The following is a 25,950-nucleotide window of genomic DNA, read 5'->3' on the forward strand; positions in this document are numbered from 1 at the left end:
TATGCCAGTCCAAACGGAAATGATTCTGGCTCCAGCTATGTAATATTCGGTGGTAACTTTACCGCTGCAGTGACTCATCCCGGAACACCCGGAAATGACGGTCTCACGGGCACCTCCGCAGCAGAACGTTTCGTAGCCGGCAACGGTAACGATACCATGACCGGTGGCGGTGGCGCGGATGTGCTCCATGGCGGTGCAGATGATGACATCATTCAGGTATCTGATCTCGATTTTCGGATGGTGGATGGTGGTACTGGTAGTGACACTTTGATGTTGACCGATAGCGGCATTAGCCTGAATCTGCTCAATATTCGCAGCAGAATCAGTGATATCGAAACCATTGATCTGACCGGTACCGGTAACAATGCACTGACGCTGACGCCATTGGATGTACTGAATCTGTCGGATAGCAGCAATACTCTGAAAGTCGATGGCAATGCGGGCGATCATGTCGTTGGACTCAGCAATGGCTGGGCGGATGGCGGCATCCAAGGCGATTTTCATACGTACACGCAGGATGCAGCAGTGCTGCTAATTGGGGTTAATGTGGCGACGGATTTTGTTTAATTGGCCGTTGAAAAACGTTTTCGAGGCAACCGATACAAGGCAAAAACAGGCGAAGAAGCGCAGTTTTTAACACCGTAGCGGCAACGCAGATAGTTTTTCAACAGTTTGCTAGCGGCTCTACCTGCTTCATCCAATCCTTCGGCGACAACTTTCTACACATAGATCAGTTTTCTCAGTCATTACTCGATTTGCTGCACAACTTCGCGATGCGCAGTGATCGGTAGACTGAAAAATAAAAAGTCTGCAAGCGCGGCGCTTATTCCTAAAACAACCAAAAACAGATAGCTGCAGGGGAATTTCTCCAGATATCCAATGCGTGACGTCTTTGCGTAAAAATTCCATTGCCTGCCCCATTTCGCCAACACCCAGCATCAGAACTTTAACGAATGTTGTCATGGATCAAATCAACCTTTTAGGGCGAGTGGATAATAATACATTGATATCTAAAATAATCGTTGCCTATATGCTTTAAGCGCAACAACAATGCAAGGGAAGACAAAATACGTTTTGCTATATCGCAAAGTGGCTTGCCAACCTGACTGCGGCTGAGTGTTAAAAATAATTTGCAGGAGGTTTGTTTATGAAGGTTATCAATTTATCCAGTCTCGATGGCAGTAATGGTTTTCGCCTGGATGGGGTGACAGAAGGTGATTTAACGGGTGCATCAGTGAGTACTGCCGGAGATGTCAATGGTGATGGTTTTGATGATGTGATTGTCGGTGCACCGAGAGCAAATCCAGCCACCATGAGCCCAAATGGCTCCACTTATCTGGTGTTTGGCAAAGCGACTGGCTTCAGTGCTGAAATTGCTTTATCCAGTCTGGATGGCGTCACTGGTTCTCGATTAGATGGCGGAAGAGCGGACGATAATGGTGTAGGATCAGGTGGGGCAATTAGCACGGCAGGAGATGTCAATGGTGATGGGCTCGATGACTTGATCATTGGCGCTCCAGGTTTTGGTACAGATCATCCTACGGGAATCAGCTACGTCGTGTTTGGTAAAACCTCAAGTTTTGGTGCCACGTTTGCTTTATCGACGCTGGATGGTGAAAGTGGTTTTTTTATAGGACCAGGGGGAGCTCACAGTGAATTCAGTTCTACCGTCAGTAATGCGGGGGATTTCAATGGTGATGGTTTTGATGAAATAATAATCGGCTCGCCAGTTTCCGGACGTGACATTTCCCCCGGCTCATTTATCGTAGCATATGGTAAGGCTTCAGGATTTAGCCCTTATGATGGCAAAGAAGGCTTTGCCGTATCCGCGGAAAAATTTAATACATTGGGAGGTACGGTTAGTGGTGCCGGAGATATCAATGGCGATGGTTTTGATGATGTGATTGTGAGTTCTAAAAATTTTTATGATTCCAGTTCCAGCTATGTGATATTTGGTGGTATGGGATTTAATGGGAATCTATTGAGCCTGGATGGTACCAATGGCTTCCGCCTCATTGGGGGAGTATCTCCGATCGATTTTTGGGGAGTTTCCGTGAGTGATGCGGGTGATATTAACGGGGACGGTTACGATGATTTGATTACCGGCAGTTATGTCGTGTTTGGCAAGGCCTCAGGATTTAGTGCACGACTGGATATATCCAATATGGATGGAAGCAGCGGTTTCCGTTTTGATAGTGGTGGATCGGTTACCAATGCTGGAGATGTGAATGGTGACGGGTTTGGAGATTTGATTATCGGTGGAAGGGATGCCAATGGCGATGGCGCTGGTTCCAGTTATGTCGTGTATGGCAAAGCATCCGGTTTTAGCGCCATATGGGATTTATCGAATCTCGATGACAACGCCGGTTTCCGCCTGGATGGGGTAGCCGCCGGCGATGGTTCGGGAGGTTCTGTCAGTAGTGCTGGCGATGTCAATGGTGATGGCTTTGATGATTTGATCATTGGTGCTGCCGGAGCCGATCCGAATGGAGAAGGATCGGGTTCCAGCTACGTGATGTTTGGGGGTGACTTTACCAATGCAGTGACTTTTCTGGGCACTTCTGGGGATGATGGTCTGATTTCCGGAACCCCAGCAGCAGAAAGCTTCGTCGCCGGCAACGGCAATGACACGATGACCGGTGGTGGCGGGGCCGATGTTTTTCATGGTGGTGAAGGTAACGACATCATCCAGGTGTCTGATTTGTCTTTTCAGTTAGTGGATGGTGGTTTGGGTAGCGATACGCTGGATATGGCTAGTAGTAGCTCGAACGTTGATCTGATCAATATACGTGGCAGGCTCAACGGTATTGAAGCGATTAATTTGACTGGCAATGGCAACAATACAGTGACGCTCACTGCAGTTGATTTACTCAATCTGTCGGATAGCAGCAATACCTTGAGGGTTGATGGCGATGATGGAGACCGAATCATTGGATTGGGAATTGGCTGGGTAGATGGCGGCATTGTCGAGAATTATCAAATGTATACACAAGGCGCAGCTATACTCCAGATTGATCCGTCAATTACTACGGATTTTCCAGTATCGGGCCTCATTGACTTATCCAATCTCAATGGTAATAACGGTTTTCGTATTGATGGCATAGCAGCGGGCGATGGATCCGGCGGATCAGTCAGTAATGCAGGGGATGTTAACAATGATGGTTTCGATGATTTGATTATCGGCGCTCGTCATGCTGACCCCAATGGAGAAAAATCTGGCACCAGTTACGTTATGTTTGGTAAAGCCGCTGGTTTTGGTGACGCATTCGATTTATCAGATATCGATGGTAGCAATGGTTTTCGCGTAGTAGGAACTGCAGAAAATGATAAATCCGGTATTAGCGTCAGTACTGCAGGCGATGTCAATGGAGATGGTATAGGTGATTTGATTGTTGGCGCCTATTACTCAGATACCAATGGCAACAATGCGGGTTCAAGCTATGTAGTGTTTGGAAAAACCTCCGGTTTTAATGCTGAAGTAGCTTTATCCAGTCTTGATGGTAATAACGGCTTTTGCATTGATGGCGTAGCTGCTGATGATCACTCGGGTTTTTCGGTTAGCAATGCCGGGGATGTCAACGGTGATGGTTTTGCTGATTTGATCATCGGTGCACGCTATGCTGATCGCACTGGCGGTAAGTCTGGTGCTAGTTATATTATGTTTGGTAAAGCTTCGGGTTTTAGTGCCACGTTTGATTTAGCCGATCTTGATGGCAATAATGGTTTTCGCTTGGATGGCGTAGCAGCGGATGATCGTTCTGGGCGATCGGTCAGCAATGCGGGGGATGTCAATGGTGACGGATTTGACGATGTGATCGTCGGAGCCAGTTTGGCAGATTCGCATGGCAGGTCTTCCGGATCCAGCTATGTGATATTTGGTAAAGCATCGGGATTCAGCGCTACGATGGCTCTATCGAGCCTTGATGGTCATACGGGTTTTCGCCTGGATGGTGTTATGGCGGGTGACCAATCCGGATTTTCCGTGAGTGCCGCGGGGGATATCAACGGCGATGGCTTTGCTGATGTGATTGTCGGTGCTCGTTCGGCAGATCTGCATGGCGACAAATCTGGCGCTAGTTATGTGGTCTTTGGTAAAGCTTCCGGTTTTGATGCCAGCATCGATTTATCCAGTCTCGATGGTGACACGGGTTTTCGTGTGGGTGGTGTGGCGGCAGATGACCAATCGGGTTGGTCAGTCAGTAGTGCGGGAGATTTTAATGGGGATGGTTTTGATGATGTGATTGTGGGTGCTCGCTGGGCCGACTCGAGTAACCAAGATGCTGGTGCCAGTTATGTGTTGTTTGGCAAGGCTTCAGGTTTTAATGCCACATTTGATTTATCCGACATTGATGGTATTAATGGTCTTCGCTTAGAGGGTACGAAAGCGAGTGATGGACTGGGTAAATCAGTCAGCAGCGCAGGAGACGTCAATGGGGATGGTTTTTCTGATTTGATTATCGGTGCCACGGGCGCTGATCCCAATGGCAGAAATTCTGGTTCCAGTTATGTATTATTTGGCGACAACTTTACTACTGCGGTGACTTACTTAGGAACAACAAAGGAAGAACTTCTGGTCGGCAGCGCTGATAGCGAACGTTTTGTGGCCGGTAACGGCAACGATACGATGATCGGTGGTGGTGGAGCGGATACTTTTCATGGCGGTGAAGGCGACGATCACATTGAAGTATTTGATTTAAATTTCCAGTTAGTGGAAGGCGGATCTGGTAGCGATACATTAGCTTTGGCAGGAAGTAATCTGAATCTAAATCTTTCAACTGTTCATAGCAAGGTCAGCAGCATCGAAGCGGTCAATTTAACGGGCAGAGGCAATAATACATTAACACTCACTGCAGTGGATTTACTCAATTTATCAGATAGCAGCAATTCATTAACAGTTGATGGCAATGCAGGGGATCGTGTTTTTGGGCTCGATAATGATTGGGCGGATGGTGGTATCAGCGGCGATTACCACCTTTATACTCAAGGTGCGGCAGAATTATTGGTTGGGATAGCTGTCACTACCGTTTTTCCAGTACCAGGCGTTATTAACTTGATTAACCTTCACAGTGGTGTCGGTTTCCGTTTGGATGGAGAAGGTAATGACTCGGGATTTTCAGTCAGCGGTGCAGGAGATGTCAATGGCGACGGATTTGATGATGTAATTATCGCTAGCCCTACTGCCAGTCCAAATGATATCGGCAATGCCGGTTCCAGCTATGTGGTATTTGGCAAAGCATCAGGTTTTAGTGACACACTGGCTCTTTCGAGCCTCGACGGCAAGACAGGATTTCAATTGAATGGCGGAAAAGTGCTTGATCAAACTGGCTATTCCGTCAGTGGCGCAGGCGATGTTAGCGGCGATGGCTTTGACGATCTGATTGTTGGATGCAAACGCACAAGTGTTAGTTACGTAGTATTTGGCAAAGCTTCAGGATTTGATGCCACACTTAATCTCGCGGATCTTAATGGCAGCGATGGTTTTCGCTTAGAAGGGGTAATAGGTGAATTAACAGGTCTTTCGGTGAGTAATGCTGGGGATGTTAATGGCGATAGTTTTGATGATGTGATTGTTGGTGCTCCCGATGCAAGTCCCAACGGTACCTTCTCTGGCTCTAGTTACGTAATATTTGGTAAAGCTTCAGGATTTGATTCTACGCTTAATCTCTTGGATCTTAATGGCAACAACGGTTTTCGCCTCGATGGAGCAATTGCAAGCGGTTTTTCTGGAAGAACAGTCAGTAGCGCAGGAGATATTAATGATGATGGTTTTGACGATGTGATTATCAGTACGCCTGGATTTGGTCCAAACTGGACTAATTATGTAGTTTTTGGCAAGGCTTCAGGATTTGGCGCTTCGCTGGTTTTGTCCAATCTTGACGGGAGCAATGGTTTCCGTTTGGAAGGTGATACAGGAGGTTCAGTTAGTGACGCGGGTGATATGAATGGTGATGGTTTCGATGACCTCATTACTGGAAATTACGTTGTATTTGGTAAAGCTTCGGGATTTGGTGCTCGACTGGATGTGTCTAGCCTGGATGGAAGTACAGGTTTCCGTTTTGATGGTGGCGGAGTAGGTAGCAGCGCAGGGGATGTTAATGGTGACGGATTTGATGACTTGATAATCGGTGATAGTTCGGCCAATCCAAATGGACAAAGTTCTGCTGGTACTTGCTATGTGCTATTTGGTAAAGCCTCTGGCTTTAGCGCGATAATGGATTTATCCAGTCTTGACGGTAACAACGGTTTTCGCTTGGATGGAGCGGCGGAGTATGATCGATCTGGCTTTTCAATCAGCAGTGCAGGGGATGTCAATGGCGATGGCTTTGACGATTTGATTATCGGTACTCCCGGTGCGGACTCCAGTTACGTTATCTTTGGCCGCAGCGATTTTGGAATTGGGTTGCCTGAAATCATGGGTACATCGGGAGATGGCTTGTTGAAGGATACCTCGGCAGAGGAGGATTTCAAGGCTGGTGCAGGCGATGACCATATCATCGGCCACGGCGGAGCGGATGTCTTTGAAGGTGGAGCGGGCGACGACAAGATTCGCGTGGCTGATCTCGATTTCACATTGATCGATGGCGGCGCTGGCAACGATGTGCTACATCTTGTCGGTAACGGCCTGAATCTAAACCTGGCGGATTCTGGCGACAATATCAGCAGCATCGAAACCATCTGCTTGTACGGCCAGGGCGACAATACGCTGACGCTCACTGCAGCCGATTTACTCAACCTGTCGGATACCACCAATACCTTAACAGTCAACGGCAATGCCGGAGACCGCATCACTGTGCAAAATAGCGGTTGGACTGACGGCGGCAGCCACGATGGTTACCATACGTATATCCACGATAATGCGGTGCTGCTGGTTGGGGTTAATGTGACGATCGATTTTGCTTAGTGAAATAGCAGTGCATTCATGGTTCCAAGTTTACTGTGAGCATAATCAATTTTGGGTTGTTTGTGCTAAGCTTGGCGAAGGTTTGGATTTAACCAGAATCAGGATTTTCAATGGATACCCATGAGACACCCGCCGCACCAGTGCTTGAAATCAGCACCTCCCGCCAGATGCTGTCATGGCTGGCTGAGCAGAAACTTGCTATTGCGCTGACGACCTACCAGATCGGCAAGTTGTATTTTATCGGCCTGAAGCCCGATAACACGCTGTCGGTATTCGAGCGTAGCTTCAACCGCTGCATGGGCTTGTGTTCGACATCGAATGGTTTGTACATGAGCAGCCTGTATCAGGTGTGGCGGTTTGAGAATGTACTCGAACCGGGGCAGCAGCAGGATGGTTTCGACCGGTTGTATGTGCCGCAAGTGGGGTATACCACCGGTGATCTGGATATTCATGACATGGCGGTGGATCGTGATGGCCGCTTGGTATTCGTCAATACGCTGTTTGGTTGTTTGGCGACATTGAGCGAAACGCATAGCTTCAAGCCACTGTGGCGCCCCGCTTTTATCAGCAAACTGGCAGCGGAAGACCGTTGTCATTTGAACGGCCTGGCGATGCAGGATGGCCAGCCAGCTTATGTGACCGCAGTGAGCCAATCCGATGTCGCTGATGGTTGGCGCGAGCATCGTGCCGATGGCGGGATTGTCATTGACGTGAACCGCAATGAAATTGTTTGCACCGGCCTATCCATGCCGCATTCGCCGCGTTGGTACAACGGCAGGCTGTGGCTGCTCAATTCCGGCACGGGAGATTTCGGTTATGTTGATCTTGCGACGGGACGTTTTGAACCGCTGTGTTTTTGTCCTGGATACATGCGCGGCTTGAGCTTTCATGGTGATTTCGCCCTGGTGGGTTTGTCCAGGCCGCGCCACAATAAAACCTTCAGCGGTTTGGCATTGGATGCAAATTTGAAATCGCGCAATGCGGAAGCGCGCTGCGGGGTGCAGGTAATCGATCTGCGCACCGGCGATGTGGTGCATTGGTTGCGCATGGAAGGTGTGGTTGAAGAGCTCTATGATGTGATTGCTTTGCCGAATGTGCGCCGCCCGATGGCGCTGGGATTCAAAACCGATGAGATTCGTCGGGTATTGAGTGTTGAAGCCTAGGAGCCCGACAGGCTCCTAGAGTTTCATAGTCCTCATAATGATATCCACAACCGCTTCGGCTAATAAAGAACGTCATTCGAACATTGATTTTTCACGTAGCCATGCTTCAAATTCCAAAGCCGGCACCGGTCTGTGAAACAGGAATCCTTGATAATAATCGCAGCCATGCTGACGCAAGAAGGCCAATTGCTGTTCAGACTCTACCCCTTCAGCAAGCACAGCCAACTTAAGGCTGCGCGCCATGGCAATAATGGTAGCGGCGATTTCACGATCATTGGGATCATCGGCCAGGCCATGCACGAAACTCTGGTCGATCTTCAGCTTGTCGATGGGAAAGCGCTTCAAATATGTCAGCGAGGAATAGCCCGTACCAAAATCATCGATCGCCAGGCGTACACCCAGGCCTTTCAAGGTTCTCAACGTATCGATGGATTGTTCTGCATGTTCCATGAACATGCTTTCGGTTAATTCCAGTTCCAGGAAAGTTGCCGGAAATTTCGTTTCTGCCAATACGCGCTGCGTCAATTCGATCAGATTGGCAGATTGAAACTGCCGCACCGACAAATTGACTGCCATCACGAGTGGCGGCAGACCAGCATCCATCCAGGCACGGCCCTGAGCGCACGCGGTGCGTAATACCCACTCACCGAGCAGCACGATAAGTCCGGTTTCTTCGGCAATAGGGATAAATTTTCCCGGCGGCACCATGGCTTTATCGGGCGGTTGCCAGCGCACTAAGGCTTCAACCCCCACCACTCGGCCACTACCGGCATGAATCAGGGGCTGGTAGTGGAGAATGAATTCTCCGGCAGTGAGCGCATAGCGCAGGCGGGTTTCCAGTATCAGACGCTCATTGGCGGCAATGCTTAGGGCTTCTGTATGGTAACGATACGTATTGCGGCCTTCTTGTTTCGCCAAATACATGGCCATATCAGCGTGCTGGATCAGCTCGGTAACGCTGTTCGCATCATCCGGAAAAAGGCTGATACCCACACTGGCATTAATAAAGATCTCGTGACCACTCGGCAAAATGAACGGTGTAGTGAGCAGATTAATCAAAGTTTGTGCTACGGTGGCAGGCTCACTGGGATCTCTGATATTTTCAAGTACCAACAGAAATTCATCACCGCCCAATCGCGCCAGTGTATCTTCCTCACGCAGTCGTTTCTTCAAGCGGGAGGCCAGCATAATCAAAAGCTCATCCCCGATGGGATGACCCAGGCTGTCATTGACATTCTTGAAGCGATCCAGATCGAGATAAAGCGTTGCAATCCGGTAGTTATGCCGTTGTGCCCGTTCAATGGCATGATGTAAACGTGATTGCACCAACAAACGGTTTGGCAAGTCGGTCAATGGATCATAGTGGGCAAGATGCATGAGACGCGCTTCAGATTGCTTCGTCTGAGTAATGTCAGTAAATACGCCGACATAATTGCAGGGCTCATTTCTGTCATTACATACTGTGCTTATTGTCAGCCATTGCGGATAAATCTCCCCATTGCTGCGGCGGCTCCAGATTTCTCCGCACCAATAACCTGTCTGGCTGAGACTGCTCCACATTGCCTGGTAAAACGCTTTATCGTGCCGTCCCGACTTGATGATCTTTGGGTTCTTGCCGAGCACCTGTGCTTCGCTGTAACCGGTAATTTCAGTGTAGGCACGATTGATAGCGACGATACGTGGTTCCAGATCGGTAATGACCACACCTTCCCGGGTGGATTCAAATACGGCTGCAGCCTGCTTTAATGTCTCCGCTGCATATACCTTTTGTACCGCCAGTGCAGTGATGGAAACGAATTCATTGATCAATGCCAGGTCGGCAGGTAAAGGTTCCCGAGGGGTATGGTAATAGATGGAAAAGGTGCCTAATACTCTTCCGGCTTCATCCTTGAACGGCACTGACCAGCAGGCATGGAGGTTGGCTTTACGTGTTAATTCCAGATAAGGTTGCCAATAAGGATGCTGATCAATATCAGAAACGATCACCGGTTCACCACGCCACGCTGATGTCCCGCAGGAACCGATGCCATCACCGATTCTCAGCTGATCGACGACTGCGTTGTAATCATCCGGCAGGCTTGGTGCCACACCATGCCTAAGGCGGCCTGTATGCTTATCCAGCAGCAGGATAGAGACCAGCATGTCGGGATTGATGGTCTCCAGGCGCTGAGCAATGTCATTGAGAATCACTGCAAGCGGTTGATTGGTAACGATCAGATCCAATACGGACTGATGCGCGCCGCGTATCAACTCAGCGCGTTTTTGCTCACTGATATCGAGCCAAGCACCGACAATTTCGAGAGGCTCGCCATCCATACTTCGTACCAGCCGAAGTTCATCCAGAATCCAGACGATTCGTCCGCTGCGATGAAAAAACCGGTAGTCATGGGTCAGCTGACCTTCTGTAAATAAAATGGATTGGCGCGCCAATACCGCTTCACGATCATCCGGATGCACATGTGAGTACCACCAGTCCGGAACCAGTGCTTCTTCCGGCGTGTAACCAAGCAGTCGTTCGATGTTCTCGCTGACCCAGATGGATTGAAGCGTTTTCCCTGCAAAATGAAGGTTGTATAGAATGGTCGGGCTGGCAGCCAGCAAATGGGAAAGACGCAGGCTGGTTTTTTTCAAACTGATTCGCTCGCGTGTCAATTCTGCTTGGTGCTGTACTTTTTCCAGTGTGGCGGCGATCTCATAGAGATAGCCTTCATGCTTGGATAGATAATCGTCCACCCCCAAACGCAATGCACGAGCAGTCACCATCTCACTGCCCTGCCCTGTAATTAACACGATGGGGATATCCAGCTTACGATCGTTACGTAGTCGCTTAATGAACTCCAATCCGTCCATACCCGGCATACGGTAATCAATCAGGAGTACATCAAATGCAGCAGTCTGTGCAACCGGGTCAGCAGGTAAAAGTGCCAGAGCATCTTGGCTACTTGTCATCGCGGTCAGGTGAACATGCGGCGCATGCGAGGCCAAATGGCGGCGCATCAGATCGATATCAGAAATATTATGCTCAATATATAGAACACGCAGCAGGGGTTGATTGCGATCAACGCTGCAACGGAAACGATCCAATGCATTACGCAAGGTACGAGGCAGGCGTTCCAGATAATCGTCCCGTTTGATCAGGTAATCATCCGCACTGGCCTTTAGTGCGGCAATGGCTGAATCTTGGTCACCTGAACCGGTGAGAACCACAACTGCCGTTGACAGCCGTTGCTCCCGTACGCTGGCCAATGCCTCTAAACCGGAGCCGTCCGGTAAGGAAAGATCGACCAGCAGTAAATCGTAACAGCCTGGTTCAGCCAGTTGTTTGAGTCCTGCAGTTAGCGTCACCGCCACTTCCAGTTCGATTTCAGGCGCGGTCCGCGCCAGAGTACGCCGGGCCAGATCAGCATCACTGGCGGAATCTTCAATATAGAGAACGCGCATCGTGCTTATTTGGGCAGTTCGTTGAAAACGCACCAATAAAGCTCTATCTGCTGTGCCACATCCATAAAGTTATCGAAGTCTACCGGCTTGATAATGTACGAGTTGACCCCTAGATCGTAGGCAGTGTGGATGTCACGATCTTCTTTGGAGGTGGTCAACACGACGACTGGAATGCGGCGTAGCACTGCATGTGCTTTCAGTGTTCGCAGCACAGTGAGGCCATCAATTCGCGGCAACTTCAGGTCTAGCAAGATGACGGTCGGCTGGGTTTCCCCTGACTCCCAGCGGGGTATCCATGCTAACGCCTCCTCACCATCCCGTGCTACCAGTACCGGATTGGCAAGTTTTCGGCGCCGGAAAGCACGCAAAGTTAAATCGACGTCAAGCGGATTATCTTCGACAAGAAGAATCGGCGGATATGCATTCATTATGATTTACTCCATAGCTCTTTCGGGTTCCTGCACGGCAGGCAGTTCCAAATAGAAGGTTGCGCCTTCACCCGGCACGCCCTGCGCCCAGACACGACCTCCCATGCGTTGCATGGCTTTCTTGACCAGCGCCAAACCGATACCCGTACCAGGATAATCCTCCAGCCGATGGAGGCGCTCGAAAATCTCAAAAATGCGCTGATTATACTTCATGTCAAAACCAATACCATTGTCACGAATCCACAGAGTAATGTGATGATTATCCTGAGAAGCACCGAATTCAATCCGTGGATGCGCGGAATGTTTGCTGAATTTGATCGCATTTTCCAGCAAATTACGTAACACCAGCGCCAAACCTTCACGGTCACCGCGAGCCATGAGTGGAGGCAAATGCGCAGCGATTTCAATCTGATGTGAAGCAATGTCTTCATCGCGCTCCTCTAACACCTGATGAACTACGATGGTCAGATCCAATCCATTGGATTCCAGCTTGCGCCGTTCTATGCGCGAATAAGCCAACAAATCATTGATTAACTCATTCATGCGCGTGACGCCGGTGCGAATGTTGCTGATAAACAAGCGCCCTTCATCATCCAGTCGATCGGCGTAATCTTCTTCCAGAAGCCGGCTGTACCCTTCAACACCGCGTAACGGCGCTTTCAGATCGTGGGAAACGGAATACACAAAGCTTTCCAATGACTGATTGAGCGCTTTTAATTCCGCGGTACGCTCCGTAATCCGTTTTTCCAGATCGACATTGAGCTGAAGCGCCTCCTCAGCCTGTTTCTGCTGCGTGATATCCTCGGAGAAAATAACCATACCGCCGATCGCGCCACTGCCCAGATACCAGGGCCGTACCTCCCAGCGCAACCATTGTACCCGGCCATCGGCCCGCTCGAAACGATCCTCGTCAGCGCGAATGACTTCTCCGGCCAAGCATCTGCGATGGATAGCTTTCCATTCCTCGCCGATCTCCGGAAAAACGTCGTAATGGCATAATCCCAGCAAATTACCATCACCCAGAGAGTAATCGCTGCGCCAGCGTTGACTAAATGCGAGATAGCACATCTGCTGATCAAGCATGGCTAACGAAGCCGGCGCGTATTCAATGAATAATTTGAGCTGCTCTTTGCTTTCTTGCAGTGCCACCTCAGCCAATTTGCGCTCAGTGATATCCTGCATCGTGCCGTGTAATGCTGTGATTCTACCACCAGCATCGTGTGTCGCTTCTCCTCGAGCGATAACCCAGTGATGACTACCATCTGCGCGCACCACTTCCGCATCACATTCATAGGGAAGCCCTTTCGCTACACATTCTTCCACAGCAGCAACAAGACTAACCCAGCTCTGCGCGGTGAAATACTGCGAGGTTTCCTGATAACTGAGCGGCGGCAAATCTAAATCACGACCGTAAATGCGATAGATCTCCTCCGACCAAGTATATTTGTTTGTGCTGACATCCCATTTCCAGTGACCCAGATTAGCGATGCGTTTTGCTTCTTTTAGGTTTGCTTCAATTTCTTTACGGGCTTGAATATCTTCAACAATGGTAATGAAATAATCCGGCGTATTATCCAGTTTCCGGACTAAAGACGCGGTAAGATTGATCCAGATAACGCTGCTGTTTTTGCGGATGTAGCGTTTTTCCATAGAAAAAGTGGTGATTTCACCGGCAAGCACCCTCTGTACATAATTCAGGTCTGTATCCAGATCATCCGGATGGGTGATATCTTGAAAAGCAAGTCCCATCAGTTCATCGCGACGATAGCCGACGATCTGACATAGTTTGTGATTAACCCGTAACCAACGCCCTTCGGGTGAAACAATCGCAATACCGGTTGCTGCCCGTTCAAATATGATCTGAAAGCGCATTTCGCTTGCGCGAAGTTGCTCGTTTATGGCACGTTCATGACCGACAATAAATTCGGTGACATCTTCCACGTGATGGATGATGTAAGTAACATTCCCCCCAGTATCAAATACAGGGGTATTGATCGGGCTCCAGTATTTGAGCTCGAAGTTTCCGCTACCATCGCGTAGCGGGATATCGTACTTTTGCACGCTCATAATATCCTGGCGCTTTGCTTTGAGAACATGGTTTAGTGAGGTGCGCAAATCATTAACACTATCGGAAGCGTAATCATTCGGATTATTAGGAAAGACATCAAACAAACTATCACCAACAATCGCTTCTCGCTGCGTGCCAGTGACTTCTAGGTACTTATTATTCACCGCCACAATGGTAAAGCCGTCATCCGCTCGCAGAATCAAGTATGGGTGAGGACTTGCCTCAAATAGTTGCTGGTAGAACGAAATATCATTCATGCACGAACATCTCCCTGTATCTAAGGGACAATCAGCAATTACTGGAACAAAATAAATCTATGATAGGGATAATTTTTTTTGTGATGAAATGACTAACGCCGTTTTTGACCCAGCAGCGACCCAAGCAAGCCGCGGGTAATTTCACGTGCGATGGATGAACCCACCGAGCGTGCCGCGCTTTTTGCAAATACATCAATAACACCCTCATGTCGGCCACCGCGTTTGCCGGACGTACCCAATAACAAGTCGCCCAGTCCTGCCAAAATTCCCTCTTCCGCCGGTGTCTTCAAATCCCCGGAACCCGCCGATCCGGATGAGCTGCCGGGCAAGCTTCCAGCACCAACCCGTGCTTGCAACAACTCAAAAGCGCTCTCCCGATCGATTGCCTGTTCATACACGCCGGCCACAATGGAAGATTGCATCAGTTGTTTTCGCTCAACCGGCGTAATCGGCCCGATCTGGCTAACTGGCGGCAATATAAAAGCGCGCTCGGTGATCGTGGGAGATCCGTCACGGTCGAGCAAAGAAATCAACGCTTCGCCGACTGAAAGTTCCAGAATGGCCTGTTTGACATTCAATTTTGGATTGGGACGCATGGTTTCAGCGATGGTCGTCACCGCTTTCTGATCGCGCGGCGTAAACGCCCGCAACGCATGTTGAATACGATTACCCAGTTGCGTCAGCACTTTTTCCGGAATATCGAACGGATTTTGCGTGACAAAGTAAACACCGACGCCTTTGGAACGAATCAGTCTGACGACTTGTTCGATCTTCTCCAGCAAGGCGGGAGATGCCATGCTGAATAACAGATGTGCTTCATCAAAAAAGAACACCAGTTTGGGTTTGTCGCGATCACCGGTTTCCGGCAGATTTTCGTACAACTCAGACAGCATCCACAGCAAATAGGTACTATACAGCCGCGGTGAATTGAGCAGCTTGTCAGCCGCAAGAATATTGATAACGCCTTTGCCGTCGATGGTTTGCATCAAATCCTCGATGTTCAGCATCGGCTCGCCAAAGAATTTTTCTCCCCCCTGCTCTTCTATTTGCAGCAAGCCCCGCTGGATTGCACCAATCGAAGCCGATGAAACGCTACCATATTGGGTTTTGAACTGGTTCGCATTGTCGCCGACAAATTGCAGTAATGCGCGCAAGTCCTTCAGATCCAGCAACAACAACCCATGATCATCAGCCACTTTAAAAACCAGCGTTAGTACACCTTCTTGCGTTTCATTCAGATTCAGCAGACGCGCCAGCAACAGCGGTCCCATGTCGGAAATCGTAGCGCGCAGCGGATGGCCGTTTTCCTGCAGCACATCCCACAAAGTCACCGGAAAACCTTGCCAGTACGGATGATTCATGTTTAGTTGATTCAGTCGCTCCGTCATTTTATTTGTCAGCGACCCGGGTTTACAAATACCCGTTAAATCACCTTTGACATCCGCCATAAACACCGGCACCCCCATACTGGAAAAACCTTCCGCCAGCTTTTGCAACGTCACTGTCTTGCCGGTACCGGTCGCACCGGTAATACACCCATGTCGCGTTGCCATCGCCGGCAGGAGCGCCAGTTCAGCATTATTCGTTTTAGCGATAATCAATGGATCAGCCATAGCGTCAACAAAATACCTAAAAAATTTTGATCAAGGATACTAAAAAATCAACTGCTGCCAATATCGGGAAAAATGTACTGAATGTGTCAGTGTATGTCAAATGACAGCGATGGCGGTGAAAATAAGTCAGCCGATGTATACTTACACTACAGCCTATTAGCATTTCCTGGATTGATACTTACTTGAACCAACAACTTATCTACGGCGATATCGGTGGCACCAAAACCATTCTGCAACTGGCCGAAATAAACGCTGGAGAAATCCAGCAGCCATTCACGCAGTACTATGAGAGTCAAGACTTCGCAACTTTTTCCGACGTCTTAAGCGATTTCCTGAATCGAGCCGATCCGGCATGTCCTCCGCTTGTAGCATGCTTTGCAGTAGCAGGACCCATCGTTGCACAACAAGTAAAATTAACCAATCTACCCTGGCACATCAATAGTGCTGATATTGCGCACGAATTCTCAATTCCCAAGGTCAAGCTCATCAATGATTTTGAAGCGGCTGCATTGGCTGTTGAAATACTCTCGCCTGACGATCTGATGACACTGCAAACAGGACAATCCCACGCGCAAGCAATGCGTGTCATCCTGGGTGCCGGTACAGGCATGGGCGTGGCGTGGCTTGCCTGTCCGGAAGATCGTTATTTCGCATTATCGACCGAGGCGGGTCACATCGATTTCGCGCCGTCCAACCCATTACAAATCGCTCTGCTTGAATCGCTGCAGCGTCGATTCGACCATGTGTCGGTAGAGCGTTTACTATCCGGTTCGGGATTAACGCACATTTTTAATTTTCTGCAAATCCATCAAAAAACACCGTCGGGCTTGGCAGCGCCAACGCTTAAAGAAGACAGCGGCGCTATCGTCACGGCACTGGCGCAGACCCATCAACATCCGATGGCCATCAAATCGCTCAATGTATTCGCTGAAATTTATGGCGCTTATGCAGGCAATCTGGCACTGGCCGGATTATGCCGTGGCGGTGTCTACATTGCCGGCGGCATTGCACCCAAAATAATCAACACCCTCAAGTCAGGCGGCTTCATGCGTGCCTTTTGCGATAAAGGGAGGTTTTCCGCATTGATGCATGAAATTCCGGTGCATATCATCACAAACCCTGAAATTAGCTTGCTCGGTGCGCAACGGGCAGTACATAATCTACTCAATAAGTAGTTAGAATTGAGAATTTGGCAGCTGCCAGTTTGAATGCCCGATATTTCATTCAATGGATTAACCGCCCATCGTAATAAAAATAATTTCCATCCAGGAGAATCACCATGTTTTCACGCACTGCTTTCACCATCACTGTTAATCCTAAAATACCACCACGCCTTAGGCGTCTGGAAGAATTGGCCAACAATCTCTGGTATAGCTGGGATCGTGCCACGCGCACGCTGTTTTCGCGGTTGGATCCGCATTTATGGGAAGCGGTGGGCCATAACCCCAAGGCATTTCTCAAACGCGTGGATGAGTCAGCGCTGCTGAAAGCAACGGAAGACCGGGTGTTTCTCGCTACCTACAACAGCATTCTGTCGACTTATGATTCGTACCACGACGCACCATCCGCACAAAGTAATACCGATACCGGCAATTTATGCGCGCAAGATCAAGTTGCTTATTTTTGTTTTGAATTTGGTTTTCATGAAAGCTTGCCCATTTATTCCGGCGGTCTGGGCATTCTCGCCGGCGATCACTGCAAAGCGGCCAGCGACTTGCATCTTCCGTTCGTAGCCATTGGTTTGCTGTATCGCCAGGGATATTTCTCTCAAACCATCGATAGTCAGGGTAATCAGCAAGTTACCTACACCATGTCGGACTTTGAAGATCTTCCGGTCACACCGGTGCTGCAAGCAGATGGCTCGAGCCTGCATATTGAAGTTGCACTACCGCACCGCAATGTGGTGGTAAAAATCTGGCAGGCGAAAATCGGCCATGTCACGCTGTATCTGCTCGACACCGACTTGCCGGAAAATTCTCCGCAAGATCGCTATATCACGCACAATTTATATGGCGGCGACAAAATCATGCGCATCGAGCAGGAAATTATTCTGGGCATGGGCGGTGTGCGTGCGCTCCAGGCACTGGGCATACAACCCACCATCTGGCATATCAATGAAGGCCACGCCGCTTTCATGATTCTTGAGCGCATCCACAATCGGGTTCTGCAAGGACTCGATTTTGCCAGCGCGCTGGAAAGCGTGGCGGTCAATACGATTTTCACGACACATACAGCCGTTCCCGCCGGGCATGATCATTTCAGCGCAGACATCATGCATACCTACTTTGACAACTTCTATCGCAGTCTCAACATTACCCGCGAAGCATTCATGGCGCTCGGCCATGTGCCCGGCAGCCCTGATTTTAATATGACTGCCTTAGCGATTCATGGCTCGCGCACACACAATGGCGTCAGCAAAATACACGGTGGCGTATCCGCCAGTATCTGCCGGGATCTGTGGCCACAAATCGAGCCGGAAGAAAATCCCATCGCCTACGTTACCAATGGCGTTCATGTACCGACCTTTCTGGCACAGGAATGGTCCGATCTGTTTGATCGCTATCTGGGTCATGAATGGCGCAGCAAAATGTGCGACAACGAGTACTGGTCACGCATTGATGCCATACCCGATCATTTGTTCTGGAGCGTGCGGCAATCGTTAAAATCGCAAATGTTCCATGGCATCCGCTCTCGCATCACCGAGCAAAACACTCGAAATCGCGGCTCGGAAGCGCATCTCGACCGGCTCCTGAAGTTCGTGGATCCGATTAATCCGAATATCCTGACGTTAGGCTTTGCGCGCCGCTTCGCCACCTATAAACGCGCCGTACTGTTATTCGACAATCTCGACTGGCTGCGCAAAATCATCCTGGATCAGGAACGCCCTGTATTGCTGATTTTTGCCGGCAAAGCGCACCCTGCCGATGTACCGGGGCAAGACCTCATCCGGCGCATCAGTCAAATTGCGCATTTTCCCGAATTTGAAGGACGGTTGTTGTTAGTCGAAGGCTACGATTTGCGGCTTGCCCGGCGCCTGGTTGCCGGCGTGGATGTCTGGCTTAACAACCCGATCTATCCGCTGGAAGCCAGCGGCACATCCGGCATGAAAGCGGGAATTAACGGCGCAATCAATCTAAGCGTGCTGGACGGCTGGTGGGGGGAAGGCTATGACGGCAAAAACGGCTGGGCGATCAAACCGGGTCCGGAAGATATGGAAGGCGTGCTGCGTGACCAGGAAGAAAGCCGGGCGCTGTATGAAATCCTGCAAGACCAGGTCGTGCCGCTATATTACAACTATGGCAAACTCGGCTATTCGCCGGAATGGGTAAAAATGGCCAAACATTCCATGATGTCGCTGCTGCCACGGTACAACGCAACCCGCATGGTCGATGAATATGTGACTAACTTTTATTATCCGGCCAGTAAAAAAGGCGCACTGTACGCCGCCAATGACTACGCTGAAGCAAAAAATATTGCCGCATGGAAAACCAAAATAAGAAGCGCGTGGCATGGCATCACACTACGCCGCCTGGACCCTCTGCGTGAACGTGTGCCGTTTAACGAAACATTGAACTTCAAGGTAGCCGCCAGACTCAACAACCTGTCGCATGAAGATGTCGTCATTGAACTGCTGATATGCCGCCAATTCAAAACCACCCGCTTATCCAACTTCCAGCATTTCAAGTTTGAATTTACCGGCACTCAGGATGCGGATGAACACCTGTTCGAACTCAAGCTGACACCGGAATTATGCGGCAAACAGGAATATTTCATCCGTATTTATCCTTATCATCCCCTACTGACCCATCCATTGGAAATGGGCTTGATGGTGTGGTTGTAAGGTAAGGATAATTCCTTCAGGCTGACCATTCAACCGCAAGCAACTGAATAGTCGGCCTAATTGACTTTCAGTCAAACCGAATTCTTATTATTATCGACTTGATTCATGAGCAATCTCTCGGGATTTCTTTTGTTAGAGCCGGTAACAATAGCCACAATGCAATAAACAGGCACATACTTTGTAAGACCGATATAGGATTCAATTGCTGCGTAATCATTTTCCTTGACCGTTTTTCGCTAGAAACAGTAAAACGCATCTCAATCTTTGGTTATTTGCGCTGATCGAACCGAAATTAAGTGATTTCTTGATCATTTGATGGTACGTTGAAGGCATATTTGATTACCAATCCGACTTTCAGCGCATTCATTTTCTATGAAGAAAAACGTTTATCTTTCCTATATCTACAAGAATGGTTCGTTACTGATAGTTATTAGAGCTCGCGATGGTTGCGAAGCTGTAGTCTCATGACATACGTGTTCTTGTCATACGCACGAGCCGACGGTCGCTGCTGGGCTGAGCGCATCGATGCTGATCTTCAGCAAGCAGGTATCGGCACGTTCCGCGACACACGGAACATCGATCCAGATCAGGATTTCACTGGTAAAATCGAAGAAGGAATCCGTGCCGCTTCTCACGTTATCGTTTGTCTTACGAAGGACGTAGAGCGTGGGGAAAGTTTTGTACGTCGCGAAATCCAATATGCATTGAATCAGGATCAACGGCGGCGCGAGCAGAATCCACCAGGGAAATTGTGGCTTGTGCCGGTGGTGTTTCCAGGTGGTGATTTGCCCGTACACATCTGCACCCGGAATGTACTGTCTCTTTCGATTGAAAGTGAGTACGATCAGTTGCTGAGCACCATTCTTGATCGGCTTAAGAATCCCGCCACGGATGATGAGCTGCCAGTCTATGGAGACACGCCAGAGATCGTGCGCTACCTACAAAACCTTCACGAATGGTGCAGTCAGCGTCTGGCGGAGACTGTTATGCATCTATTGAACCTTGAAACGAAGGATGTCCACGATGCGACTATGCCTGCGCCTGCCAACACCAATACGTTCCGGATTGGCTTCTCGGTGTCTCCCGCTGTCGACAATCGGAATTCCGCAACACAAGCCACAAGCAAACCAGAGAAAGTCTTTGCATCATTTAAGGATGCTTTTCGCGCGCATCACAAACGGATTCTGTTGCTCGGTGCTCCCGGGGCTGGCAAAACGACTGCGCTTCTTGCATTCACTCGCGACGCAGCAGTTTCACGCTTGCATAATCCATCCGAACACTTACCGGTGCTGGCAAGCATCGCCAGCTGGGACTTGCACTTACCAATCCTAGACTGGGTAGAGCGCGTCTCGCCGTGGCCAAAGCTCCGAAACGAACAACCGCTTCTTCTGCTTGATGGCCTGGATGAGCTAGGCAGTCCACGTACTATTTATCCCGACGACACAAAAATATATGATCCACGGGCTCTCTTCCTCGACGCACTCGCCCGTGACTTACCTACCGGACCGGTAGTGATCACCAGCCGTGAGACAGACTACAGAGAAATCAGCCACATTGCTCCACTAGACGCCACCCTCACACTTCAGCCGCTCTCTGATGCTCAGATACAGGACTACTTGACGGCACGAAACCAGACCTTCTTATGGGATCGAGTCAGCCGTGATCCGGAGTTCGCGCTACTTGTTCGCACGCCACTCTTGCTTGGCATGCTCTCACTTGCAATCGGGCAGGATTTGGCGCTAGGGCAATCGGACGCACCATTCGACGAAGCCTTCGTATTTGATCGTTACATCTCCCGTCGCTTCGTGCACGAGGCATCAAAGGCTGGCACTTTACCATTCAAAGAACAGGATGCTCGTACATTCCTCGCGTCGATCGCCGCAACAATGTGGCTCGAAGAACCCGGCGGCTTTGTAAGCTCATTCCGTTGGATGCGACCCACGCAGCGCACTTCGCTTGCCGCGGGCGAGGCACGTTACCAAATCTCAATGGCACATGCCTGGATATTAAACACGCAGCACACTTCACTTGCCGCGGACGAGATGCATGGATTGTCGGGGGTCGAGGTAGAGCGTTTCCTAGAATTTGGCGCCTTAATGCACCTACTAAGAAAAGATAAGGATGGAGAAATTGCATTCCGGCATCTAAAGCTCCGAGACTTCTGTGCTCTGCCAGCTCTGTTCGAATTCGCACATCGGCCAAAGGACAGTGAGATGAATTCAAGACAGAACGAACTGGGATTTGGCTTTGTTGCGATGTCTTCAGAGCAATCTAAGTGGATCGCCAGAACAGCGACGGAAGCGCTTCGTCTGATCAGTCGCGGCGGGATTGACCTCGTTACGGCCGCTCGGCGACTCAAAGATGCTTCGCAGTTAGCTATGATCTCGGAGCGACGACTCCGCTTCTCATCGTCACCTGAGCTTTTCATCCCCGATAATACTCGGACGTGGACGCGCGATACGATCGACGTGCCAGACACTGGATTCTTGGTGGACATCTCCATCAACCTGAAATTGGATCACACTTATGTGGGGGATCTTGTCATTCGCTTGCACGCCCCAGGTAGCCCACCGATAGTTCTCGAAAACCGACAAGGCAGCTCGGGGAAAAGCGCGCGGACTCCGTTTACATCAGTACTAGATCCCGGACTAGCAGCACTTCGTGGCATGAATTGCCAAGGAAAATGGATACTAGAAGTCATTGATAAAGCCGAAGCAGACAACGGTGTACTGCATAGTTGGGCCCTCGACTTTCACCTGCATGCATAGTCATCAATCCATTCTTTAGCGCGCAAAGCGCAGCATACCCACGCCTATCCTTTTAGAATTATCCCTATGGTTTCTTATACACCGCTGGCACATCAAACGGTGCTTCAACCAGAATTCTGGTTCCTGTCTTGATAGCATGCGCCAACTTACCAATTTCCTGCAAATAAGCATCCAGCGTGTAGGGGCCATATAGCGTTGATGCTCCCTCATATTCCTGGATAGCATACTCTTCTGCGGTGGTAACATATCCTGAATAGGCATTGCTGTAATTTGAAATTACGATGCGAGCATTTTCTTGTCCTAGTATCTCGCGCAGTTTTGCCTTGAGACGGCGCCCAGCAGTGGTTGTAAACTCAGCGGGAACACCGACAATCGAAACCTGACCGATCTGCATCATCTGAATAGGAACAATGTGTGGTACTAAGGGACAAACCCAATCCGTTGATGCTTGACTCCGGTCTGCTGGGGTGCATCTCAGCTTCCACAGACCTACAGGAAACATGATCGGCTTCATACCATGTCCAATTATGTAGGAAGGTGTGTAATTAGTATTTGGAGCAAGTTGGTCAGGAATAATCCAGGACCATTGACCCTCCGGACTGGATTGGGGATCATGTATTTTACTTGAAAAAAAGAGCTGTCCAAGTGTACTGAAGAAATAGGAGCTGGACGAAGAAACAGGCCAAGCTGCAATTATCTGAAGAGCAGTTTTAAGAATAGGTACAAGTGAAGGTAGAGCTGCTTTTATGCCAACAGGCCCCAACGCCAGGGAACCTAAAAATCCCGTCATAAGCCCCGCAAGCACGGGACCACCAGTGAGCCAAAATTCGGCCGCTCCTTTGTTAAATTCTGTCTGATCCATACCTTCGCGAATTTTTGCAATGATCTTTTGCCCTTTTAAATCTGGAATATAGACTGCCGGCTGACTATCCTCTGAGCTTCCGGCGCCAAAGGATACGCCAATTGCTGCCGGCCAAGTTCTTGCACCGGGTATATTTTCAATCGATACCTGCGACATATCTACATGGGTATAGCTGACATCAATCGGCCCCGTAATTTCTTCAGCAACTGTAGAGTCAAATAATTCGATGGCTTTGTCACACTGAAGTTGACCCATTTTTTCCATCCGGGCAACATCGTTATTCCACGCAACTTCATTGTTTTCTTTACTGCCCATGGGAATTCCGGTGCCAACATTACCGGAAATATCACCGGCACAACTATTTCCAAATGCAGCAATGACAATTTCCGGCTTTCCTCTCTCTGAGAGAATTTTTTCAAACTGTGATTCAGCCCAACCCTTATTATCACCGGATACTTGCGTATTCATGTAGCCGAGATTTGTCGGATGAATCGCATACCAATTCAGCACACCGATATTGGCTGTTCCTCCTTTGTTATCCAGATCACGTACAAATTTGAGAAGGAGCATTTCGTTGTCGACTGACAAACTTAAGTCGCTGCCGACATCTCTGTTGTTCCGAAATGCATTGAGCGAGCGATTCATGCCGCAGTTAAGAAGTTCTCCGGAATTAACAAAAATTCGACCCGGAGCAAGTCGGTTATGCGCATCTATGATTGCAGAAACAATGCCGTCGACGATAATGTCGAAAACTTCCTGGTCGAAACCGCCAATTGATAAGTTATAAAGATAGTATTCGGAATATCCGCCAGGACCTGCGTGTGTGTGAGTTCCTGAGATCATAACCCGCTCAGCAGGATAACGACCTGGACCAAAACGGCCTTTCAGCTTCTCGACCACAGCATTTTTAACCGCCTGAGTACAAGTCCAGATATCAGCAACGACCATTGCGAGACACGATCTATTTTCTGCAGTGCTGTTTTCTTCAATTACAAAAGCACGCGCAAATAAACGATGCAAAACACCGTTGGTTTTCTGTGCTTCATCAGCAAAGCCAGCCATGGGAAGGCCTTTGCGTTCATCAGTGATATCGGCCTTTGCAACGCCAATGCGATATTCACCGTAGCCACTTTCAAGCGTGACAATACTTTGGAGCGGTCCCTCGGTACAACCATTTGCGTTGGTCGCGTACAACACATATTCACCAACCCATCGTTTGCGGCAGGGTATTGGGATCTGCATACTTCCAGATTGGCTTAATGGTCCGTTGATGACGGGCAGCTCATGCGGATTTTCGGAGCCAGGAACGGCTCGCGGAATAATCTCAACATGATCGGCATTGGATACGGACCAACTCAGGGTCACGTAGCCTCGCGGGTGAATTGGTCCATTTTCCTGTATACCAAAACCGTTAATGATGGGCGGCCCTGCATTCAGGTGATTGGCCTTATCCGCTTGACAGCTGACAGAAGGCCAGGGCGAATGTTTGTTAGCTTCGATAGTAATTGCAACATCCACAATTTTCTGGCCTTGCAATACTCCCACTACGCCGAACTGATCGCCTAGAATACTTTGCAGCATGCCCGCCGAACTTAACATTTCACCGCCGTTGCAACCTCCACCTCTACCTTCATTGGCAGGCGCGATAAAAAAACCCAGGCAGCCGGTTGAAACATTGCTGGGAAGCGTAAAAGTAAGAGAACCACTATCACGCCATGTTTCCGGATCAAAAAATGTGGGGACGATCTGGCGGATACTGATTCGTGCATGATCTCCCCCCGCTGCCGGGATACTGATATAGATATCGCTGAAACTACCTTGTGCAGGGGGTGCGCTACCGAAATCTTTGAAACTTACCGTTATCGTCTGCCCACCGCAAGCAGGATTGGGTGAAATTTCTGTCACAGTCCCGAATTGTCTGATGCTATTGACCCAGTCTCGTTCATCCTTTGCCATGATGCCGCATTTGGCAAACGTCTGGAGCAGTTCGGTTACTGTTCCTTCGAGCACAAGCTTGCTGATATCCGGCAGTTTAGAATCTTGCATTGGGATTGGCGGCAATTCAAATTTTGGATCAAGAAACGGTTCTCGGATAGCCGCAGATGCCTTGTCGTTACCAAAAGCAGCTTGCAGCAGCGCATCAGCCTTGAATTCCGCCCCCATTCCGCCCCCCGCAATTAGAGCCTGTGCTCCGACTGTAAGCACTTGTAAACTCGACGACATAGCCACTGCCGCTTCTTTCTCCGGCATTATTTTAAAATCGAGAAGAGGAGCATCCCGATGTTCGACAAGTTCTGCAGGAATTAGGTTAACCCATTCGACAATCTGTTGTGGTGCATTCACGTTCAGAGTTTTGTCTGGAGAAATCACGTGAATTTCCGGGATAATTGGCATTTGCGAAAACTCGGCGACGTTGATAGCCAACGCCTTACCTTCGGGTGCTTCAACAAATACCTTATGTTCCTTCATAAATTCAGAGATATTAGGTTCAAGTTCAAATGGGGGATTATTTTTTGGCATTTGTTTAGACTCCGCAGATTATTAGGGGCGTAGACTCATATTCACTGATTCGATCGCATTAGTCGTACAAATGATGCGACGTATCTCA

10 protein-coding genes and 1 pseudogene are annotated in these 25,950 nt (G+C 49.3%); 6 read left to right on the forward strand and 5 right to left on the reverse strand.

From position 1 onward, the window contains the following. From Q0K92_RS06415 to Q0K92_RS06425, 3 genes and pseudogenes are all read left to right on the forward strand, one after another. Nucleotides 1–567, forward strand: a pseudogene (locus tag Q0K92_RS06415) (hypothetical protein); the annotation flags it as partial. 580 nt (nt 568–1,147) lie between these two features. Continuing rightward, nucleotides 1,148–6,901, forward strand: coding sequence for a hypothetical protein (locus Q0K92_RS06420; protein WP_297324982.1), 5,754 nt, complete (start codon nt 1,148–1,150; stop codon nt 6,899–6,901). A 110-nt stretch (nt 6,902–7,011) separates the two neighbouring features. After that, nucleotides 7,012–8,064, forward strand: coding sequence for a TIGR03032 family protein (locus Q0K92_RS06425; protein ID WP_297324983.1), 1,053 nt, complete (start codon nt 7,012–7,014; stop codon nt 8,062–8,064). Between the two features lie 72 nt (nt 8,065–8,136). Here the strand turns inward: Q0K92_RS06425 and Q0K92_RS06430 are convergent, their stop codons facing one another. From Q0K92_RS06430 to Q0K92_RS06445, 4 genes are all read right to left on the reverse strand, one after another. After that, nucleotides 8,137–11,505 carry an EAL domain-containing protein gene (locus Q0K92_RS06430; protein WP_297324984.1) on the reverse strand — a complete coding sequence of 1,123 codons (3,369 nt, stop codon included), beginning with the start codon at nt 11,503–11,505 and terminating at the stop codon, nt 8,137–8,139. Between the two features lie 5 nt (nt 11,506–11,510). Beyond that, nucleotides 11,511–11,933, reverse strand: coding sequence for a response regulator (locus Q0K92_RS06435; RefSeq protein ID WP_297324985.1), 423 nt, complete (start codon nt 11,931–11,933; stop codon nt 11,511–11,513). Between the two features lie 6 nt (nt 11,934–11,939). After that, complete coding sequence (locus Q0K92_RS06440; RefSeq protein WP_297324986.1) at nt 11,940–14,258, reverse strand: PAS domain S-box protein; 2,319 nt, start codon at nt 14,256–14,258, stop codon at nt 11,940–11,942. 92 nt (nt 14,259–14,350) lie between these two features. Next, complete coding sequence (locus tag Q0K92_RS06445) at nt 14,351–15,871, reverse strand: helicase HerA-like domain-containing protein (protein WP_297324987.1); 1,521 nt, start codon at nt 15,869–15,871, stop codon at nt 14,351–14,353. 182 nt (nt 15,872–16,053) lie between these two features. Here Q0K92_RS06445 and glk point away from each other — a divergent pair, with 182 nt between their 5' ends. From glk to Q0K92_RS06460, 3 genes are all read left to right on the forward strand, one after another. Further along, nucleotides 16,054–17,046, forward strand: a complete 993-nt coding sequence (glk, locus tag Q0K92_RS06450) for a glucokinase (RefSeq protein WP_297324988.1) — start codon at nt 16,054–16,056, stop codon at nt 17,044–17,046. A 104-nt stretch (nt 17,047–17,150) separates the two neighbouring features. Further along, nucleotides 17,151–19,712 carry an alpha-glucan family phosphorylase gene (gene glgP / locus Q0K92_RS06455; protein WP_297324989.1) on the forward strand — a complete coding sequence of 854 codons (2,562 nt, stop codon included), beginning with the start codon at nt 17,151–17,153 and terminating at the stop codon, nt 19,710–19,712. A 464-nt stretch (nt 19,713–20,176) separates the two neighbouring features. Beyond that, nucleotides 20,177–22,480: a TIR domain-containing protein gene (locus tag Q0K92_RS06460; RefSeq protein ID WP_297324990.1), complete on the forward strand. Its 2,304-nt coding sequence runs from the start codon at nt 20,177–20,179 to the stop codon at nt 22,478–22,480. Nucleotides 22,481–22,544: 64 nt separating this feature from the next. Here the strand turns inward: Q0K92_RS06460 and Q0K92_RS06465 are convergent, their stop codons facing one another. Further along, nucleotides 22,545–25,862: a neutral/alkaline non-lysosomal ceramidase N-terminal domain-containing protein gene (locus Q0K92_RS06465; RefSeq protein ID WP_297324991.1), complete on the reverse strand. Its 3,318-nt coding sequence runs from the start codon at nt 25,860–25,862 to the stop codon at nt 22,545–22,547. Nucleotides 25,863–25,950 lie beyond the last annotated feature (88 nt).

This window comes from Nitrosomonas sp., from assembly GCF_024282095.1.
Classification (GTDB): Bacteria; Pseudomonadota; Gammaproteobacteria; order Burkholderiales; family Nitrosomonadaceae; genus Nitrosomonas.

Excerpts from the sequence above, each read along its gene's own strand:
- Q0K92_RS06460 (WP_297324990.1), top strand. The coding sequence starts at position 20,177 with ATGACATACGTGTTCTTGTCATACGCACGAGCCGACGGTCGCTGCTGG.
- Q0K92_RS06440 (WP_297324986.1), bottom strand. The coding sequence starts at position 14,258 with ATGAATGATATTTCGTTCTACCAGCAACTATTTGAGGCAAGTCCTCAC.
- Q0K92_RS06435 (WP_297324985.1), bottom strand. The coding sequence starts at position 11,933 with ATGAATGCATATCCGCCGATTCTTCTTGTCGAAGATAATCCGCTTGAC.
- Q0K92_RS06420 (WP_297324982.1), top strand. The coding sequence starts at position 1,148 with ATGAAGGTTATCAATTTATCCAGTCTCGATGGCAGTAATGGTTTTCGC.
- glgP (WP_297324989.1), top strand. The coding sequence starts at position 17,151 with ATGTTTTCACGCACTGCTTTCACCATCACTGTTAATCCTAAAATACCA.
- Q0K92_RS06430 (WP_297324984.1), bottom strand. The coding sequence starts at position 11,505 with ATGCGCGTTCTCTATATTGAAGATTCCGCCAGTGATGCTGATCTGGCC.
- Q0K92_RS06465 (WP_297324991.1), bottom strand. The coding sequence starts at position 25,862 with ATGCCAAAAAATAATCCCCCATTTGAACTTGAACCTAATATCTCTGAA.
- Q0K92_RS06425 (WP_297324983.1), top strand. The coding sequence starts at position 7,012 with ATGGATACCCATGAGACACCCGCCGCACCAGTGCTTGAAATCAGCACC.
- Q0K92_RS06445 (WP_297324987.1), bottom strand. The coding sequence starts at position 15,871 with ATGGCTGATCCATTGATTATCGCTAAAACGAATAATGCTGAACTGGCG.